19 protein-coding genes and 5 pseudogenes are annotated in these 18,106 nt (G+C 59.2%); 11 read left to right on the forward strand and 13 right to left on the reverse strand.

What is annotated here, in order from left to right; genetic code table 11:
• The first annotated feature begins 1 nt into the window (after position 1).
• Positions 2 to 1,387, forward strand: a complete 1,386-nt coding sequence (locus AC2444_RS34590; RefSeq protein WP_128450403.1) for a Do family serine endopeptidase — start codon at positions 2 to 4, stop codon at positions 1,385 to 1,387.
• 922 nt (positions 1,388 to 2,309) lie between these two features.
• Positions 2,310 to 2,570, forward strand: a complete 261-nt coding sequence (locus AC2444_RS34595) for a DUF982 domain-containing protein (RefSeq protein ID WP_128450404.1) — start codon at positions 2,310 to 2,312, stop codon at positions 2,568 to 2,570.
• Positions 2,571 to 3,118: 548 nt separating this feature from the next.
• Here the strand turns inward: AC2444_RS34595 and AC2444_RS34600 are convergent.
• Together AC2444_RS34600 and AC2444_RS34605 are read right to left on the reverse strand one after the other, a co-directional pair.
• Positions 3,119 to 3,682, reverse strand: a complete 564-nt coding sequence (locus AC2444_RS34600) for a c-type cytochrome (protein WP_017997427.1) — start codon at positions 3,680 to 3,682, stop codon at positions 3,119 to 3,121.
• Positions 3,683 to 3,991: 309 nt separating this feature from the next.
• Positions 3,992 to 4,213: a hypothetical protein gene (locus tag AC2444_RS34605; RefSeq protein WP_128408233.1), complete on the reverse strand. Its 222-nt coding sequence runs from the start codon at positions 4,211 to 4,213 to the stop codon at positions 3,992 to 3,994.
• 280 nt (positions 4,214 to 4,493) lie between these two features.
• On the opposite strand from AC2444_RS34605, the pseudogene AC2444_RS34610 reads away from it, so the two are divergent.
• Positions 4,494 to 4,963 (forward strand): annotated as a pseudogene (locus tag AC2444_RS34610) (AMP-binding enzyme); the annotation flags it as partial.
• A gap of 190 nt (positions 4,964 to 5,153) precedes the next feature.
• On the opposite strand, the gene AC2444_RS34615 reads toward AC2444_RS34610, so the two are convergent.
• The 3 genes from AC2444_RS34615 to AC2444_RS34625 all read right to left on the reverse strand — a co-directional run bounded on the left by AC2444_RS34615 (position 5,154) and on the right by AC2444_RS34625 (position 6,166).
• Positions 5,154 to 5,597: a TA system VapC family ribonuclease toxin gene (locus AC2444_RS34615; protein WP_128408232.1), complete on the reverse strand. Its 444-nt coding sequence runs from the start codon at positions 5,595 to 5,597 to the stop codon at positions 5,154 to 5,156.
• The gene (locus tag AC2444_RS34620) at positions 5,594 to 5,821 is read right to left on the reverse strand and encodes a hypothetical protein (protein WP_003555338.1); all 228 of its coding nucleotides are present in this window, start codon (positions 5,819 to 5,821) and stop codon (positions 5,594 to 5,596) included. The genes AC2444_RS34615 and AC2444_RS34620 overlap by 4 nt, the downstream gene beginning before the upstream one ends.
• Positions 5,822 to 5,989: 168 nt before the next feature.
• Positions 5,990 to 6,166, reverse strand: a complete 177-nt coding sequence (locus AC2444_RS34625; RefSeq protein WP_164902435.1) for a hypothetical protein — start codon at positions 6,164 to 6,166, stop codon at positions 5,990 to 5,992.
• A gap of 158 nt (positions 6,167 to 6,324) precedes the next feature.
• Between AC2444_RS34625 and AC2444_RS34630 the strand changes: the two genes are divergently transcribed.
• Together AC2444_RS34630 and AC2444_RS34635 are read left to right on the forward strand one after the other, a co-directional pair.
• Complete coding sequence (locus AC2444_RS34630; RefSeq protein WP_244432298.1) at positions 6,325 to 6,498, forward strand: LysR family transcriptional regulator; 174 nt, start codon at positions 6,325 to 6,327, stop codon at positions 6,496 to 6,498.
• Between the two features lie 115 nt (positions 6,499 to 6,613).
• A complete protein-coding gene (locus AC2444_RS34635; protein WP_245461333.1) occupies positions 6,614 to 7,117 on the forward strand; it encodes a type 2 periplasmic-binding domain-containing protein in 504 nt (167 codons plus the stop codon).
• Here the strand turns inward: AC2444_RS34635 and AC2444_RS34640 are convergent.
• Together AC2444_RS34640 and AC2444_RS34645 are read right to left on the reverse strand one after the other, a co-directional pair.
• Positions 7,071 to 7,250, reverse strand: a pseudogene (locus AC2444_RS34640) (hypothetical protein); the annotation flags it as partial. The gene AC2444_RS34635 and the pseudogene AC2444_RS34640 sit on opposite strands and share 47 nt — an antisense overlap.
• A gap of 139 nt (positions 7,251 to 7,389) precedes the next feature.
• Positions 7,390 to 7,764 (reverse strand): annotated as a pseudogene (locus tag AC2444_RS34645) (LysR family transcriptional regulator); the annotation flags it as partial.
• Here AC2444_RS34645 and AC2444_RS34650 point away from each other — a divergent pair.
• The 3 genes and pseudogenes from AC2444_RS34650 to AC2444_RS34660 form a co-directional block, all read left to right on the forward strand.
• Positions 7,754 to 8,158: pseudogene (locus AC2444_RS34650) on the forward strand (NAD(P)-binding domain-containing protein); the annotation flags it as partial. The pseudogenes AC2444_RS34645 and AC2444_RS34650 sit on opposite strands and share 11 nt — an antisense overlap.
• A 69-nt stretch (positions 8,159 to 8,227) precedes the next feature.
• Entirely contained in the window at positions 8,228 to 8,617 is a 390-nt protein-coding gene (locus tag AC2444_RS34655; protein ID WP_128408231.1) for a nuclear transport factor 2 family protein, read from the forward strand.
• A 112-nt stretch (positions 8,618 to 8,729) separates the two neighbouring features.
• Entirely contained in the window at positions 8,730 to 8,918 is a 189-nt protein-coding gene (locus tag AC2444_RS34660) for a hypothetical protein (RefSeq protein ID WP_128408230.1), read from the forward strand.
• Between the two features lie 1,069 nt (positions 8,919 to 9,987).
• On the opposite strand, the gene AC2444_RS34665 is transcribed toward AC2444_RS34660, so the two are convergent.
• From AC2444_RS34665 to groES, 5 genes are all read right to left on the reverse strand, one after another.
• Positions 9,988 to 12,198 carry an amylo-alpha-1,6-glucosidase gene (locus AC2444_RS34665; protein ID WP_128450405.1) on the reverse strand — a complete coding sequence of 737 codons (2,211 nt, stop codon included), beginning with the start codon at positions 12,196 to 12,198 and terminating at the stop codon, positions 9,988 to 9,990.
• A gap of 9 nt (positions 12,199 to 12,207) precedes the next feature.
• On the reverse strand, positions 12,208 to 13,302 hold the full coding sequence (locus AC2444_RS34670; RefSeq protein ID WP_128408228.1) for a glycosyltransferase family 4 protein: 1,095 nt from the start codon (positions 13,300 to 13,302) through the stop codon (positions 12,208 to 12,210).
• An 87-nt stretch (positions 13,303 to 13,389) separates the two neighbouring features.
• The gene (locus tag AC2444_RS34675) at positions 13,390 to 13,809 is read right to left on the reverse strand and encodes a hypothetical protein (RefSeq protein ID WP_017997414.1); all 420 of its coding nucleotides are present in this window, start codon (positions 13,807 to 13,809) and stop codon (positions 13,390 to 13,392) included.
• A 100-nt stretch (positions 13,810 to 13,909) separates the two neighbouring features.
• The gene (gene groL, locus AC2444_RS34680; protein WP_003555343.1) at positions 13,910 to 15,538 is read right to left on the reverse strand and encodes a chaperonin GroEL; all 1,629 of its coding nucleotides are present in this window, start codon (positions 15,536 to 15,538) and stop codon (positions 13,910 to 13,912) included.
• Positions 15,539 to 15,583: 45 nt separating this feature from the next.
• The gene (gene groES / locus AC2444_RS34685; RefSeq protein ID WP_128408227.1) at positions 15,584 to 15,898 is read right to left on the reverse strand and encodes a co-chaperone GroES; all 315 of its coding nucleotides are present in this window, start codon (positions 15,896 to 15,898) and stop codon (positions 15,584 to 15,586) included.
• A 275-nt stretch (positions 15,899 to 16,173) separates the two neighbouring features.
• On the opposite strand from groES, the gene AC2444_RS34690 reads away from it, so the two are divergent.
• The 3 genes and pseudogenes from AC2444_RS34690 (at position 16,174) to AC2444_RS34700 (ending at position 17,341) form a co-directional block, all read left to right on the forward strand.
• On the forward strand, positions 16,174 to 16,446 hold the full coding sequence (locus tag AC2444_RS34690; protein WP_003555345.1) for an usg protein: 273 nt from the start codon (positions 16,174 to 16,176) through the stop codon (positions 16,444 to 16,446).
• A gap of 94 nt (positions 16,447 to 16,540) precedes the next feature.
• Positions 16,541 to 16,878: pseudogene (locus AC2444_RS34695) on the forward strand (hypothetical protein).
• On the forward strand, positions 16,775 to 17,341 hold the full coding sequence (locus AC2444_RS34700; protein WP_245460731.1) for a hypothetical protein: 567 nt from the start codon (positions 16,775 to 16,777) through the stop codon (positions 17,339 to 17,341). The pseudogene AC2444_RS34695 and the gene AC2444_RS34700 overlap by 104 nt, the downstream one beginning before the upstream one ends.
• Here AC2444_RS34700 and AC2444_RS34705 read toward each other — a convergent pair whose 3' ends face one another.
• Positions 17,342 to 18,106, reverse strand: a complete 765-nt coding sequence (locus AC2444_RS34705; RefSeq protein WP_012760481.1) for a Crp/Fnr family transcriptional regulator — start codon at positions 18,104 to 18,106, stop codon at positions 17,342 to 17,344.

Genomic DNA, 18,106 nt, shown 5'->3' on the forward strand with positions numbered 1-18,106 from the left:
CATGTTCGATATCCTCCAGGGATTTCATAGGATTGCCGCGTCGGTCGTGATCGCCTTTGCAGCAATCCTGCTTACGACAGCGCCGGTCACCTCGCAGACCCCGGAATCTGGCACCGCTTCGGCCTCACTTCCATCTCTGGCGCCGATGCTTGAACAAGTCACGCCGGCCGTCGTCAACATCGCGGTCGTCTCCCGCGCACCGTCGCGAGACAATCCTCTCTTCAGCGATCCCACCTTCCGCCGGTACTTCAGTCTGCCGCAACAGCAACGACGATCGAGGATGAGCGCAGGATCCGGCGTCATCGTCGACGCCGCAAAAGGCTATGTTCTCACCAATCATCACGTCGTCGATGGCGGCAGTGAGATTTCAATAACGCTGAAGGATGGACGAGAGCTTTCGGCCAAATTGATCGGCAGCGACAAGGAAACGGACATCGCTCTGTTGCGGGTCAATGCTGCAAATCTTACCGCTATCCAGATCGGGGATTCCTATGCGCTTAAGGTTGGCGACTATGTCGTGGCGATTGGCAATCCGTTCGGACTTGGCCAGACTGTTACGTCAGGCATCGTCAGCGCGCTGGGGCGAAGCGGCCTGAATATCGAAGGTTACGAGGACTTCATTCAGACAGATGCCTCAATCAACCCCGGAAACTCAGGTGGTGCCCTGGTGACGCTCGACGGCAAATTGGTCGGCATCAATACCGCAATTCTAAGCCCCGCCGGCGCCAACGTCGGTATCGGCTTTGCTGTGCCGAGCAGTATGGCGGCGACGGTCATGAACCAGTTGATCGCGCACGGCAAGGTGGAGCGCGGTGAGCTCGGCATCGGCATTCAGGATCTGACGCCGGAGTTGGCGGAGGCTCTCGGACTCGGTGACCTCCGCGGCGCATTGATCGCCAACGTCCAGTCGGGCTCGCCGGCTGAACAGGCCGGACTGAAGACCGGAGACGTGGTCACCGCAACCGACGGACGCCCGATCGGTGGTGCGACTGATCTCAGGAACCGCATTGGCCTCATGCCTGCCGGGAGCAAGGTGAGCCTCACAGTGAAGCGCGGCGACGAGGAGAAGGTGATCACGGCTACCATTGCCATGGACGATCGGTCATCCGCAGCTCTCTCCGGCACGCCGCTCGAGGGCGCTATGATGAGGAATGCTTCTGGCGAAGAGGCGCAGCAAGCCGGAGGTCACGGTGTGGTGATCGAAAAGGTGGCTTCCGGCAGCGCGGCTGCCGGTGCTGGCCTTCAAGCAGGTGACATGATCGTCGCGCTCAATAGAGTTCCGGTCGCTTCCGTCACCGAGTTGCAGCGCAGGATTGCCGAAAAACCCGCCGTATTGGCGCTTGAACTGATCCGTGAGGGCGCGCGACTCCTTCTGGTAATCCGGTAGGAGGACCGTCAGGCGCTCCCTCATGCGGGGCGAGCGCCCTCTGTGCGTTCATTGACTGTATCCTTATGCCATGCAGGTCATCACTCGTTATCTTTCTGCATGGGATCGGTGCATCCGGCGCGCAGCCTATGCCGCTCGCCTCCTGGCACGCGAGCCTGCCGATCACCCGCTTCGCAGCACCGGACGCTCCCTTCTCAGATCGCTATGGCCATCAGTGGTTCAGCACGGATGGAAACCCGCTCGATCGATCCCGGATCCGAGCAGCTCGCGAAGCACTCGACGGACTGATGGACGACGCCAGGATCGCATCATCGGCCTCTCGCAGGGCGCGATTGTCGCGCTGGATGCGGTAGCGTCCAGACGATAGAGGACCGGCGCGCTGGTTTCCTTCGCCGGACTTCTGCCGCCTCAGCGGATATCCTCCGCGAGTAGGGAAACTCGGGTACTTCTGGTGCATGGGCAACATGACACGACGATCCCTGCGGCCGCCCTCGACGCTTGCGCTGCCAGCTCGGAGCGGCTGGCATCAAGGTGGATCTGCATATAGAACCAGTAGTCGGTCACATGATATCCTTTTCAGGGCGGAGAAGACGCTCGCGTTTCTGAAGCAGACGATCGCGTAGTTCGGTTGCCTACTTCCGCCGGACCGGGACCGTGCTGCGGCAACCTGCCGCGGCATACATTCATGGAAGCTACTCGGAATGCTTTGATTCCGCCGAGCCGGAAGGCTCCGCCTCGAAAGAGTTGCATTCCGCACCCGGCCAGGTCGTACCCTGCTGCTGTGCGGCCATCAGGTGTCGCGGCTTTCTCTCCCCTTATTGTTGTTGCGTGTCCGGTTGCGCACAGACGTCGACGGAACGGGAACTGGCGCGAAACAGGAAGGTTCGTTTAGCTGGCATCATACGCAGAAGGAGGCCCGTCAATGGAGACGGTTATCAAAGCTGACCCGCACATCAGATGGGGAGTTCCCGTGTTCGTTCGCATAGGCAATGGCTTCCTTGAGCGTATCGACGGACCTAAGGCCGCACTGGAAGCCTTGACTCATCGTTGGCCATCGCAATCTCAACCGCAGTTCGCGGCTGCGAAGTGCAGATGCGCAGACGCCATCATGCACCACGGAAACGCTGAACTCGCTCGCAGGACGTTCATAGATGCTGCGCTCGCAGCCAAGGTGCTATCATGAGCGTTCGTCCGATAGATACCGTTCAATCGGCGATGATCCCGGGATCGCTGGTGTTGGATCGCGGCCGGGGAAGACCACTATGGCGACAGTCTCTCGGGGCCGGCAATAGTTGGCTGGGCTCTCTAACCATAGACCGGCAAGCACTCATCGAATTGACGTCGCACGTAAGCATTGCAGCTGAAGCGACACCTCGCCGTCTTCCGAAAATAGCCTCTACCATCCTCCCACGTTTCGGGTTGGTCAACCGCCGCGTTTAGGGTCGTAACGACACGGCTGATATGACTGCGATCGACCCCAGCATGCCGGCCATTCTTGACGAAAGATCACCTCCCTTAGCTTCCAAGGAAACATTGGAATCCCCGGAGATCGCTCCGAGAGACTCGGAGGGAACCGAGCTTTCGAGCCTTGAGGATGCACGGCTCGACGCCAGGGAGGATGCATCGATGGCCTTTCCACGAGCGTCTTCTTCGTTCCGCGGCTGATCTTCTCTGCACGACGAAAGCCTGGCTTGCCGGGCTGGCTTCGATGGAATGCGATTGTCAGCCGCGTCACTGGGTCGCGGCGTTCGGATCAGGCAGCGGCACCGGCGAATCGGCGAGCGTGCGCAGGTAGAGAATGACGTTGGCGCGGTCCTGATCCTTCGCCAGACCGGCAAAGCCCATGGCGGTACCGGGAACATCCTTTTTGGGCGCCAGCAGGAACTTGTTGAGGTTTTCGAAGGTCCACTTCTCGCTGCTGCCCTTGGAGAAATCCTTCATGGGAGCGGAATAGGCGAAGCCTGCATGCGAGGCGATCGGGCGATCTACGACACCAAAGAGGTTGGGACCGACCTTGTTCGGTCCCCCTTTGGTGCCGTCATGACAGGCCTGACACTTCTTGAAGACCGTTTCACCGGCCTTGGCATCCGCAGAAGCGAGCAATTGCGCGATCGGAACGGCAACGGCAGGCGCAGCCTCGCCGCCAGCGGCGGGCGCCTCTTCGGCAACGATCGCGAAACCTTCCTTTTCCGGTGCTTCGGAATGGAAGATCCCTTCGGACGCGATGGAGACCGACATCAGAACGAAAATCGTTCCGAGCAGCGCCCCGACGGCCGTATTGACGTATGAATTCATCCGCAATGCTCCCCTTGCAGCCGGCAGACCATAAACCGGACGATCTTCAAATCGCGCGGAAGCGTCAAAAAGAGCCCCGCTTTGCTTGCGGGGCGAGTGAGCGTACATGAAAGGGATCGACGAAGGCTAAAAAACCCTAGATCCGACCCTCGAACGCATCGAAGTCGGAAGAGTTCCCCGATCCCCCGAAAAACACTAAAACGAGGCGTGGATATATCGTTTTCACCTGGCGAACGAATCAACAGCCTGCTAATCAGCTGTGACTAATGATGGCTCGGGGCGAAGAGGATTTTCTTGCATTCACGAAGGTCAATCGCGGAACGCACTATCGCGCGGGCGCGGGAGCGCGGCATGCCAATTGACGACGACGTGGAGTACATGACCCTGGTTGAGCTCTGGATCGAAGGCGAGATCGATGTCCAGGGCATGCGTCACCGCTATAACGAGCTCGTTGCCCGCCGGTCCGCGGATCGAAGAGCGCGAAAATCCTCCTTCCCAAAGCTTTAAGCCGGTTCCGGTGTTATGCTTCATGTTCCCGCCCTGGGTCTACCCCTTCAGGAGCTGGGCGCTGCCATCCGCTACGGGACTCGATTAAGCGACCGCGTCCGCGAAATTGCAATCCTCTGCGTTGCCGCCGAAACCGACAGCGCCTTTGAACGATATGCCCACGAGCGGGTTGGGCGCGCTGTTGGGCTCGGTGAAACCGAGCTGAATGACCTGGCCGCAAGCCGCTTTTCGGCACCAAGTTCCTCGCCGGCGAGCTGCCGATGTCTGATGAGGAAGTCGCTGACAAAAGGCATAGGCCGCTGTTTCGACTGGAAAGGGCAAGTATTTCACCGGACGGACGGTTATTACTGGATCACCGGCCGCGTCGACGACGTGCTGAACGTCTCCGGCCACCGGGTCGGCACGGCGGAGGTGTAATCCGCTCTCGTCTCGCACAATCTGGTCTCGGAAGCCGCGGTCGTCGGATCCGATCAAGGGCCAGGGTATTTATTGCTACGTGACGCTGATGGCCGGTCACGAGGGATCGGATATGCTTCGCCAGGATCTGGTGAAGCATATGCGTTGCCGAAATTGACCCGATCGCCGCACCAGACAAGATCCAGTTTGCGCCCCGGCCTGCCGAAGACCCGCTCCGGCAAGATCCTGCGCCGCATCCTGCGCAAGATTGCCGAAGACGACTTCGGTGCTCTCGGCGACACTTCGACGCTTGCCGATCCGGCAGTCGTCGACGATCTGATCGCCAACCGGCAGAACAAGACAGGTGGCGGCGCGTAACACAGGCGATGGAGCGATGTCGACCGGCTCAATTACATCGCATCGAAGTTCCATAAATACCCTTTACGCCACCGACCAATAGCGGGGTCAATGATTCTGGCAGGGCGAGAGCTTCGAGGCCGGCGTCCGACTTGTTGCTATGGGGTTCACGTTGCAAACCAGGCAGATCGCATAATGGATTGACGGGAACTCACGATCTACTCGTGGTGATCAGGTGCAAGGCAGAATTGCCCCTTGTAACCGCTGCTGCTGACAGCTTGCGATCGAAGGTTGCCAGCTGGCCCCCACGCGCCTTGGCGAGCGCGAGCAGGTAGGTGTCAGTTACCTGCCCCGATGTTAGAATTTTCGCGGGAGCGATATCACCTGACCCGACAAGGCTCACATCGTCCGGCCAAAAACTGTGACCGGGGAGCGACCGCAATTTGCGGACAATTTCCATCACGAGTGACGGTGAACCGGGAGAGTTGGGATATTTAGGGTTGCCGACAATCCGGATGACACCATTTTCGGTAATGGGGCAGGTAGCCCACGCGCTCTGACCTATCGCCGCGAACCATTCGTGCGCATCATCATGGGCTACATGGCCCGGATCGATTAAGGCAATCAGCACATTGACGTCGAGCAGGAAAGTCACGGCAGTTCGTCACGCATGGCGTTCACGATTTCGAGCGTCACTGGCGGCGTATCCGGCCGTGTTGACAAGAGAGGAATGCCATTGCGCTCGCCGCTGCTCGGCGGTCGGCGCAGAGAACGTCTCGCCAGCTCGGAAATGACCTCGCCGACGCTCCGGTGCTGCTGGGTTGCCATCGCTTTTGCGGCGGTCAGCACATCGTCGTCGATTGCCAAGGTCGTTCTCATCTTCGTCTCATCGCGCATCAATCATCACGCATCATATAAAGCAAGTGGTCGGTCTTCTCAAGGTGGGTACCGAAAGAACGCACCACTACGCCAATCTGTTCACCTGCGAAACGGTTGCGATCAGGTTCTCAAATGCGCGCAAACCACGGGTCTCCGGTTCGAACCTGCTCAAGCCGCCCAACCGCCCGTAGCCGGAACCGTCTCCTTCAGATTCTTCCGGTGTAGGATGAAGAGCCCCGCAACTGAAATGATTGCGGCGCAGATGATGATCCGTGCACCGGGAATATCGTTGAAGAAGAGGTAGCCGAGGACGATCGCCCAGAGCAGCACCGTACATTGCAGCAAGTGGCGAGGCCGTTGACTTCGGGCATCGCCTTGTCTTTCGTCGTCTGGTAGAGAGGCAGCATCACGTGGCCTTGGGCTTTTGCTGAAGGCATATCCTCCTCGTCACGGAAGGCGAAGGTTGAGAACGAACGGAGTTTCAACTGTGGTACGGCGCTATTGTGGACTTCCCATCGTTAAAGGCGCTCGCGATCTTCGAGGCATCCGCCCGCCATTCGAGCCTCACCGTGGCGGCAAATGAGCTCGACATCACGCCGGTGGCCGTCAGCCGGCAGGTCAAGGCGATAGAGGACGAACTCGGAGTCCAGCTATTCATTCGCAAGGGACAGAAGTGACGTTAACGACCCATGGGGAGGAGCTATACAATGTGCTGGCAAGCGCCTTTTCCCGGACCTCTGACGTCGTCAAATCGATAAAGCGCGGGGATAGGGCGCGCAACGTGACATTCGCTTGCAGCGACGTCTTCGCCACCATGTGGCTGATCCCGCGAATGCCCGACTTCTGGCGCAGCCATCAGGAGGTAATGGTAGACCATCTCATTTCGACGACGTGAAGAACTTTCGCCGGGCCGAAGTGGAGTTGAGGGTGCGGTATGGCCTTGGCGCCTGGATCGACGAGACGGCAGAATTCGTGTTCGATGACTGCGCCTATCCCGTGTGCAGTCCGAATTTCGCTGAACAAAATCGGCAAGCGACGAGAACCGAACTCGGCGAACTGCCGCTACTGAATGCTGACTGGCTCGGCCCCGACTGGGTGGGCTGGGAAGAGGCACTTCTTCGAGCCTGTGCTCCTCATCGCGGCCAGGTCGGCCGCAGATTTGGAAAGTTCAATGTGGCGCTGCAAGCGGCAATGGCCGATCAAGGCCTGGTGATAGGTTGGCATCGCTCGTCGGCCACCGGGATCGAGATAGGGCGGCAAAGATCGTCGGGCTGTCGAAGTTCGGCCAGCACATGAAATCGATGGCGCCGTCCTTGGCGACGAGCGCCAGAGTTGCGAGATCGCCGAGCACCCCATGATCGGCAATAGAGCGAGGGATCCCGCCATCTTCAGCCGAAACGCGACTTGAGGCACCAGCTTCCGCCTGCATATTCATAGGATACTCCGTCCTTGGGATTTCGGACACGTAGGGGCAGTCGGCAAGACGCCGCAGCGTTTCCGATCCCGGCATTCCTGTGTGCCTTGCCGCTCGAGCCTCAAGGTCGATGGGCTATTAGTCCTCACGCATCCTACAAGCTGTTCGCTATTCGCAAGTTCTGCTTAGCCAAATGGTCGTGGGGATTTATCTCGCCGGCAAGCAATTCCGCGTGGGCACGCAGTCTCTCCGATATGAACTCCGTGAAGAGGCGAACACGCTTGGTCTTGCGCGCCTCACCCTGTGTCAGCACCCATAGGGTTCCATGGGGGCCGAGACGTGTGCCTGGAACCCTGACGAACAGCGGCTCAGCGTCTCCCACGAAGCTGGGGAGCGCCGATATCCCCAGTCCCAGGCGCATCGCCTCGAGGTGGGCTGCATCTTCCAGGACACGGAACGGGGCGCCGGTGACTTCGACAACATCGCCGCGAGCCCACTCCGGCACGCCTTCGATGTTCTTCGAGATCCACGCCGTCCCGGATGTCGCAAAGGCGCTTCCGACCTGGGATGGCAAGACCATCGTCGATGTGACCAATGCCTACGGTGTGCCTCCAGAGGAACTGGGCGGACAACCGTCTTCAAAATTCAACGCGCAGGCCTTCACTGGTGCAAGTTTAGTCAAGGGCTTCAACCATCTGGGCGCAGCCTCCCTTGCCCAGGATCCCGCTGTGAAGGGCGGCAGGAGAGCCGTGTTTCTGGCAAGCGACGATGACGCTGCCGCGGCGGCGATTTCCACGCTTGCGGAAAATCTCGGCTTCGCTCCGATCAAGCCTGGCGGGCTTTCGGAAGGCGGGTTGCTCGTGCAGGCGCGTGGAAACACATGGGGCCAGCTGATTTTCAAGGACCTGATCAAGTTCGATTGATCAATCGGGATCGCAGATGAAATGCGGTCCCGCCTCGAGCCCAACGACAGACAGTGAAGGAGAGATACGATGAGCGTCGAAAAGAATGTCCAGATTGTGAAGGATTTCTTCACAGCGATAGGCAGCTACAAAGAGCACGATCTGCTGGCGCTGGTCGCAGACGATATTGAGTGGATCATTCCCGGTCGGAACTGGCCCTTGGCCGGCACACACCGCGGGCATGCGGAATTGGCGGCCGTGCTGAAGAAGGCATCCGAAGAAGTGGAAATGGCCTATCCGAAGCCACCGGAATTCGTGGCCCAGGGTGACCGGGTCATGGTGATCGGCGTCGCTACGGGAAAAATCTACGCAACGGACAAGCCGTACAACGACGATTGGGTCTTCGACATGACCGTGCGAGATGGCAAAATTACGAAGATCCGTGAGTACATCGGCACTGGCGCGAGCCTCCGAGACTGATGGCCCCGTTACGTGAGCACCACAAGCCGTCGCGAGACGCTTCATCGAATATCACTCCGACGTCGCGCATCGTTCGGCGAAGTTCTGAAACGGGCTCGGGTGCATTGCTGCAATGTTCGAAAATGCCAATACGACGAACGCGGGCTGGCTGGTCGCCGGCATTGCCACCGGAACCTGGGCGGAACTGTTCGGCTATCATTCCGTTTTCGGCCTCTGCGCTGCTCTGAGCTTTTTCGGCGGCACGCTGCTGGTCTCAGGTTCGTTCCTGGGTGCCGAAACGAAATCATCTCGAGCGTGGTGAGGCGTGGCCGACAAGGTATCGCTGGCGAACTACTATTCGGGGGGGGCATGAGCGCGCCCGATGAAGGCAATATGTGCTCGACCAAAGCCGTCGGATTTCCTCCGCAATCCAGTGCCGCAGCGCGGAATGGCAGCGGTCTCTACCTGTCAATCGGCATGAAAATTCACCCCTTATCGGCATCCAAATTTGTGGGCCGGAACACAATCGATAGACGCGCGAATGAGCCGAAAGATATGCCCAGGCTCAGAATATACAAAAAAGGACGCGTTCAGTTCATCCACGTTAAGGTTGCGAAGCCAGGCTCACCCCTTTCAACCAACGTCCCAATTTCGACCCACATTCGAGAGCGCGAGCTAAATGGATCCATTAGAAACACGTGGCCCGTTTCGGTTCCACCTCATCAAAACGGCCAAGGACCGGAAACCTCTCCTGCCGACGGCGCTACACGGGACCTGTCCTGCCGTTCAGTAGTCCGCGCGTTGGAAACGCTGACTGCTGTCGAGGTGGCTCGCTTCCACGGTCAACACCTCCTGATGTCTGATCGACTCCCGAAGCCGCGCCTCCCGCTCTGCCCGTTCATCGCGACCCCGAGCATGGAGGCGAAGCTTTCAAGGAACGCAACGTCCGATTTGTCGAACTGGCCCTCGCCGGGTGTGTCCACTTTGGAGGACGTCGTAACGCCGCTCCTCGCAGCGGATAATCACGTCGTTTAAAGTGCGCTTGATACCATGTTCCACGTGTAGCGCCGGCGTTCGAAATCTCTCCTCGTTCGAGAGATCACCGCCTTCTCCGTGTGAAAAGCATAACCCGCCGGGCTTTCCATATCGTCGCCAACCCTCGCATGTCCAACCACGCTGGGCTCCCAACCGACGCCTGCGGCTCAACGACAAGCCCGCCGATCGAGCCGGTAGCCATCGCTGCGACGAAAGCGGATATTATAGGCAGGAACATGGGCAATAATGAACATATGTCTCTCTTGCAGCGACCGCGAAAGCGTTCAGTTCCCGCGCATCGGCCTGGAGACGAATCCGGCCGAGCGAAGGTGAGCCTATTGCTATCATCGCCCCGGTCACGAGGTCGACACCACTTTGATGTCGCCCCGGCGGTCGATGACCTTGACGACAACCTGCCGCCCCGACCGGCGCAGCGCGACATCAACCGTGCAGTTCGAAAGCCGCAGGTTCCGCAGCGTGACATCATCAACGAACGACGGCAGGGTGGGCTCGTCAAAGCTGATCTGCCGACCGTTCGGATCAAACTCCAGACCTAGGCATGACTGCAGCAGCAGGAGAGGGGCTGCCGCGGCCCAGGCCTGCGGAGCACAGGCGACAGGGTAGAAGGTCGGACCCTGCGCCCGTTGGCGCGACATGCCGCAAAACAGCTCGGGAAGCCGGCGCAGGTCGATGTAGGTCGACGCTGCAAACAGACCCTCGAAGATCCGCGCTGCTTCAGCGCGATATCCATAACGTGCAAGACCGCTGGCGATCATCGCGTTGTCATGCGGCCAGATCGAGCCGTTGTGATAGCTCATCGGATTGTAACGCGCCTCGGTCGAGGGGATCGTGCGAATACCCCAGCCGCAGAAGGATGAGGCACCCATCAAGGTGTGGGCGACCTGCGCAGCCCTTTCGGGATAGGCGATGCCGGTAAACAATGCATGGCCGGCATTCGAGGAACGGACCCGGCAGGGGCGCTTGTCCCCGTCGAGCGCCAGTGCGTAGGTGCCAATTTCCTCATCAAAGAAACTGATGTCGAAGGCACGGCGGAGCCCTTCCGCCCTTGCCAGGAATTTTGCCGCCCGTTCCGGCCGCTCGAGCCGTCGAAAAATCTCAGCGGCAGCGTTCCAGGCACCATAGACATAGGCCTGGACCTCAGCAATCGCGATTGGACCTTTGGCAAGGGTCCCATCGCCATGGAAGACGGAGTCGTGGCTGTCTTTCCAGGCCTGGTTGATCAGCCCTTCTTCGCTCAGTCGCCCATACTCGACGAAACCGTCGCCGTCGCGATCGCCGTGCTCGTCGATCCAGGTCAGCGCCGCCTCGATATTCGGCAGGACCGTATTGATAGTGGTAAGGTCGCCGGTGCGCTTGAGGTATTCGCCGGCCAGCATCACAAACAGGGGCGTCGAATCGATGCTGCCGTAGTAGCGCCGGAAGGGAACCTCGCCAAGTTCTGCCATTTCGCCGTAGCGCACCTCGTGCAGGATCTTGCCGGGCTCGGCATCCGCGGCCGGATTGAACTCCGTCGCCTGGTTGGCAGCCAGATGTCCAAGCACGCCGCGGGCAATCTGCGCATCGAGCCAAAGCGTTTCCAGCGCGGTAATCAGCGCATCACGGCCGAAGACCGTGCTGAACCAGGGAATGCCGGCATAGGGATAAGGTCCTTCTGGCGTATCCGTCATCAGCATGTGGAGGTCGGACACACCGCGTCGCGCCACCTCGTTGAATATCTCGTTGGACGTTACGATCGACGCCGCACGCGAGGCGGACGAGCGCAGTGCGCGGCGGGCGTCGCGAAATGCGAAGAAAAAGGAAAGGTGGTTCGGTGCCCGGGCTTCGGCTTCGTCGCAGCCGATCTCGACAAATAGCGATCGGGTCTCGTGCGGGGCCAGGTGAAGATCATAAACGGCAAGATCGCCTGCCAACCTATCGGGAGTAGGATCAAAGGATAAACGCGTCGACCGCTTTCGATCGTCGAGCCCGAAATACGAAAGGAGGATGCTGTCCGCCTCGATCACTGCTGGAAGAGAGCGTCCTTTCTTTGCCCTGACGGTTCCCCGAACCTCGAAAAGGTCGGCGAAATCGGCTGCAAATGCGATCTCGATGCGGACCTGCTGGGGCCGTTCGTCGTAGTTCTTGACGGTCAGCCGCTCGTAACAGCGCCTATCCCAGAGGAAGCGTGTCCTGCGCAGGTGGACAAGGTCATGCGCGAGCGCAAGCTTGCCCTTTTTATCGAAGAGATCGGGATTGGTGAGGTCACAGGTCAGCGCCGCGTTGTCGTCGCGGAGCGTCGACGACAGCAGCATCGGCCGCGTGCTGTTGATCGTCAAAGAGAGGTGTGAGAGATACCGCGTATCTCGGTGAAACAGGCCTTCGGGGCTGCCGGGCCCAGAAAGCGCGTCGCCATTATGGTCGAAGACAGCGAAGGTGTCGCCGTGCTTCAAGGTGCGCGGCCGCCGCTCCTGCAGCGATGCGGTGGCCGGAATGAAAAACTGGCCCGTAGGCGACAACTGCGTTGACGTTGCCGGCATCCCGTTGCTGTCTGTCAGCGCGCTCGACATGGCTTCTCCTTACGAGACGACGTTAAGGTCGGGAGCCGTCCCATTGGACCGGCGCATGCGAGCGGTCTCGGTGCGCACTCCCGGCAGACGTCGGTATATATCAAGGTAGTCGGACGCCATGCGGCTTGCGGAAAAGCGTCTCCCGAACGTTTCGCGCACCCTGTGACGATCCATGCGCAGAGCCCATTCGACGTTTTCCACCGCTTCCGTGACTGTATCGACGATGATGCCGGAGAGCCCGGGGTCGATCAGTTCAGGCACCGAGCCGCGGTTGAAGGCGATAACGGGTGTCCCGCACGCCATGGCTTCGATCATCACCAGCCCGAAAGGCTCGGGCCAGTCGATCGGAAAGAGCAGGGCACCTGCATTGCCGAGAAATTCCGCCTTCTGATGTTCGTTGATCTCTCCGATGAACTCGACGTTGGGATGGCTCTTGACCATCGGTTCGATCACCGTGTCCCAGTAGGCCTGGTCGGCATTGTCGACCTTGGCGGCCATCCTTAGCGGCATCCCGGCTTTCGCCGCGATCTGGATCGCTCGATCGGGACGCTTCTCCGGCGAGATGCGGCCAAGGAAAGCGAGATAATTGCCTTTCGACTTGGCGGTGAAGGGCAGGCCATCAGTGGCAAGCCCGTGATAGACTGTTCCGGCCCAATTGACCGGCGGCATGGGATGGCGCTGGTCGTTGGAGATCGACACCAGCGGAATATCGGGGAACGCCTTGTAGAAGGGCCTGAGGTCTGGCAGATCCAGCCGCCCGTGCAGCGTCGTGACGGTAAGATCGGCAAAATCCCGGATCAGCGGGAAATGCAACAGATCGATGTGGAAGTGTAAGACGTCGAATTCATGCGCCCGGCGGCGGACCTCCTCCAGCATGACGACATGATGCGGCAGGTGGTCCTTGACGGCCGGATTAAGCCGCAGGGCGACGTCAGAGCAGGGCACCAGCCTGGCATCGGTGACGGAATCGCCGCTGGCAAAGAGGGTGACATCGTGACCCCGCCGAACCAGCTCGTCGGTCAGGTATGAAACAATGCGCTCGGTGCCGCCGTACAGCTTGGGCGGGACACTTTCAGCGAGCGGCGCGATCTGGGCGATCTTCATCGGCAAAACCTCCGCAATTGAGCAAAGAGTCGACGGTAAAAATCAGATCCGCATCCTTGCTAAGGCATGCGGCAGATTAAGCCGTTTCTACATCTCGAATGGCTGTCGCAGGCGGTCTCCTCTCCGGAAGCTACACAGGCTGAAGCCGCCCATCCGGCGTGGTTGTGGTCTGCGGCGCTGGCTTCGGTGGATGTTGGCGGCAACGGGTAAACCTTGCTCTCCAGCGCGCGTATCGCCCTCGTCCAGATGTTTCAGCGCTTGGATGATCTCGTCATAAGAGACGGCCTTATCCGTGCCGGGGTAAAGTCGTAGGGCGGGTGCGGATTCGATCGCGAATATATCGGATGCCCACGAAGCGAGAATGGCCCGCTTCTCTTGCTTGCCAATGCCCTCGGCCGCAAGCACGTCCCGCGGGTGATTGAAATGTTTGGCCGGATGCAGGAGATGGGCAGCACTGATGGCCGCGGTGGCTTGCTTTGGAAGAGTATTCTCGATGTCCTTTCTCATAGGTTGGCTCCATTGATGTTGCTCGACGGAACGGCTGGTACGGATATGAAATGTAAGGGAAGGCCCGCTGTGGCGGCCTGCGCGGGCCTTCCCGCAGGCCTTAGAAGTCCATGCCGGCCCCAGCGGGCAGGGCGGGGGCGGCATCCTTCTTCGGCTTTTCGGCGATCATCGCCTCAGTTGTGACCAACAGACCCGCGACCGAGGCCGCATCCTGAAGCGCGGTGCGCACCACCTTCGCAGGGTCGATCACGCCCTGCGCGTATAGATCGCCATATTCGCCGGTCTGGGCGTTCCAGCCGAAGGACAACTCCGACTTTTCGCGCAGCTTGCCGACGACGATCGAACCTTCGGCGCCAGCATTTTCGGCGATCTGACGCACCGGCGCCTCGATCGCCCGACGGACGATGTCGATCCCGACGCGCTGATCGTCGTTGGCCGTCGGAAGACCGTCGAGCGCCTTGACCGCACGCAGCAGGGCGACACCGCCACCGGGCAGAATACCTTCTTCGACGGCAGCACGTGTCGCATGCAGCGCATCGTCGACACGGTCCTTCTTCTCCTTGACCTCGACCTCGGTCGAGCCTCCGACGCGGATGACGGCAACGCCGCCGGCGAGTTTGGCGAGGCGCTCCTGCAGCTTCTCACGGTCGTAGTCGGAGGTGGTTTCCTCGATCTGAGCGCGGATCTGGGCGACCCGTCCATCGATCTCCGCCTTGGAGCCGACGCCATCGATGATGGTGGTGTTTTCCTTCTCGATCGAGACCGTCTTGGCGCGGCCAAGCATGTTGAGTGTCACGTTCTCCAGCTTGATGCCGACGTCTTCGGAGATCACGGTACCGCCCGTGAGGATGGCAATGTCTTCCAACATGGCCTTGCGGCGGTCGCCGAAGCCTGGGGCCTTGACGGCGGCGATCTTCAGACCGCCGCGAAGCTTGTTGACGACGAGGGTCGCAAGGGCTTCGCCTTCCACGTCCTCGGCAATGATCAGCAGAGGCTTGCCGGACTTCACCACGGCTTCCAGGACTGGAAGCATCGCCTGCAGATTGGAGAGCTTCTTCTCGTGAATGAGGATGTAGGGCTCTTCGAGCTCGACCCGCATCTTGTCCTGGTTGGTGACGAAGTACGGGCTGAGATAACCACGGTCGAACTGCATGCCTTCGACCACTTCCAGCTCTGTCTCTGCGGTCTTGGCTTCCTCGACGGTGATCACCCCTTCGTTGCCGACCTTTTCCATCGCTTCGGCGAGATACCTGCCGATTTCCTCGTCGCCATTGGCCGAAATGGTGCCCACTTGGGCGATTTCCGAATTGCTGGTGATCTTGCGGGCGTTCGCCTTCAGTTCCTTGACAACGGCGTCTACGGCAATGTCGATGCCACGCTTCAGGTCCATCGGGTTCATGCCTGAGGCGACAGCCTTTGCACCTTCCTTGACAATGGCCTGGGCAAGGACGGTCGCCGTCGTGGTGCCATCGCCAGCGAGGTCATTGGTCTTCGACGCCACCTCGCGCAGCATCTGGGCGCCCATATTCTCGAACTTGTCTTCCAGCTCGATTTCCTTGGCGACGGATACTCCGTCCTTGGTAATCCGGGGCGCTCCGAACGATTTGTCGATTACGACGTTGCGTCCCTTCGGGCCGAGCGTAACCTTCACGGCGTTTGCCAGAACGTCGACCCCACGCAACATGCGTTCACGGGCATCGGTATTGAATTTGACTTCTTTCGCAGCCATTGTTCACTCCTTCAATAGGCAGCTTTTTGACTGATGAGCGGCGTGTTACGCGGCCTGCTTCTGTTCGGCCTGGGCTTCGATGATGCCCATCACGTCGCTTTCCTTCATGATCAGCAGGTCTTCGCCGTTGATCTTGATCTCAGTGCCTGACCACTTCCCAAACAGGATGCGATCGCCGACCTTGACATCGAGCGCCTGGATCTGACCGGCTTCATTGCGAGCGCCAGAGCCTATGGCGATAACTTCGCCTTCCTGCGGCTTTTCCTTGGCGGTGTCAGGAATGATGATCCCGCCCTTGGTCTTCTCCTCAGAGTCGACGCGGCGGACGAGAATGCGATCATGCAGCGGTCTGAACGACATGTTTTCCTCCATGGACAAACAAGATGACGTTGACCCCGCGCCGAACCAGATCACCGGTCCAGCCGGGTGCGAAGCCTCTTCGAGCGTTTCGCGCGAAAGATTTATTTTCTAGATTTTCCGATTTCAAGAGGGTGCTGCAGAAAAATTAGCAATCTCGCACGTCGGCTGCTAACGTGCTGGAAAGGAACAATAAGGCATGGGTTTCCGTTTGAAAAACAGTTGATGACCGGGCGCACTCGCGGCATCCGTCCAACGTTACGAAAAGGAGATGAAGCATGCAGTTTTCGTCGGATCTTGAGCGGCAACTTAATGGTTATGGCCTCACTACAGCGCATATCCTGTATCACATCCCCGATTTTGAAACCGTCCTGCAAGCGTACGTCTGGCAGGACTACGATCTGGCGCCGAATTTCCCGGAGATGCAGAAGTTCCTCGATTATTGGCAGGCCAATCTCGACGGGCCTCTGCACTCGGTACGCTATACCCATCAGCGTCTCATCGGCCCGAACGAATGGCGGCGCGTCGACGGCGAGTTCAAGCTGCACTGAATCTTGAATCCGGATTTTTCTCTTCCCAATTCTCCGAGCGATCGAGGCTCCACGAGCTCGGTCGCTATCGAAGGTCTGTTTAGAGTGAGATGATATGGAAGAGCAGATCAGGAATATCGGAGACCTCAGCATCGAGGAACGGGAAGAGGTCTTGTCGATGTCGCTACGGCCCTCGAGGGCACGGCACGTGAGGCCTTTGCTGAAGGTAACCCGCACTTTGCAGCGCTTTGGGCCAATATGGCGCAAGCAATCCGCGTCAACGCCAATGAGCTGGCTCGTGACGATTTGACAAACACCGAACGTATCTTGCGGCAAGCAGCTGCCATGATTGGCGAGATCTGCATCCCAGGAACTGGCGCTGGTCCTCGTGAGTTTGCGGCTGAAGCCAACCTTCCTGGATCCACAGTTCGAGCTCGGTTACTTCGATCTTGAGGCGATGACGGGATTCACGATCGTCCCCCAGCCAGTTAGCGTTTTCACACGGTCGGGGCCATTTTTCTCGCACGGCGGCGAGCCGTTGGGCCGACGGTGCCGTGGAACCGAGACGGCTGTCAAATCTTTTGCCATTGCTTTGATCGAGATAAGGCAGATGAACACGAAGATAAAACCCGAACGCGCCGAAATCCTCCGTCTTCGCGCCCGCATTGTCGCCGTCGAGCGCGCAACCCTCGCAGCACTCGAACTCGTCCTCCTCCTTAAACCAAAAGAGCTCGAAGCTTTCCTCGAAAGCCGAAGGAAAGAATTATCGCAGAACTATTTGGACGAGACGTTCGCGACGGATTTGGTAGATCCGGCTGAACGAGACTTCGTCGCTGAAGAGGTGGAAAGATTGATGCGTGCGCTTCAATCGGAAATGGATTTCAAGGGTGGAGTTTCAACTCCGGAAAGCGGATGATCAACGCCACGGGCCTATAAGCCGCTCGTACTCTGCTTCCGATACACCGTAGCAACCGTTAGACCGTTTGGCCAAGCCAGCACGGTCAATGATCTCGATTGTGCCCCGGCTGGCCTTGATGAGCCGCTCTCCTTCAAGAATGTGGGTTGCATCAGTGACGCTGGGCCGTCTCACGCCCAGCATCAGCGACAGAAAGTCGTGGGTGAGGGAAAGGGGTGACCCCAGACGATCTGCCGACATCAATATCCAGCGGGCGAGCCGTTCTTCAACGTTGTAGCGGGCATTGGCGTAAGCGGTCTGACCGACTTGCAGCTGGAAGACGTGAACATAGCGCAGGAGAAGCTTTCGCAGGGATTCGCTCTCGTCGATCGCTCTCAAAAGGGGTGCGACCGCTATGCGTCTAGCTGGACCGCCAACCTGCATGAATGTCTTGTGTGGCGTTTGCATGGCGCCAAGGATGACCGGCACGCCGATAAGCCCTTCGTAGCCCTGCGCACCGATCTCGGCCGAGCCGTAAACCTCGTCAGGCATTACCGTCGAACCCAAGCCGCCGTCCAGAAAGTATACGTGGGTCAGCGGTCGCTGGCTCTCTATGCACACATCGCCCCTGTTGAGGGCGACGGGCTCGAGGTGATCCCAAAGCAAATCCCCATCCGCTTGCGATAAGGCGCGGAGCAATAGGTTCGATCGGCCAGCGGGCAATGTAGACAGTTGGTTCATGGTAAAATCGTCGAAATAGCTTTTGGCAGAACGCATGACAGCCAT

The organism is Rhizobium sp. WSM1328 (genome assembly GCF_057653715.1).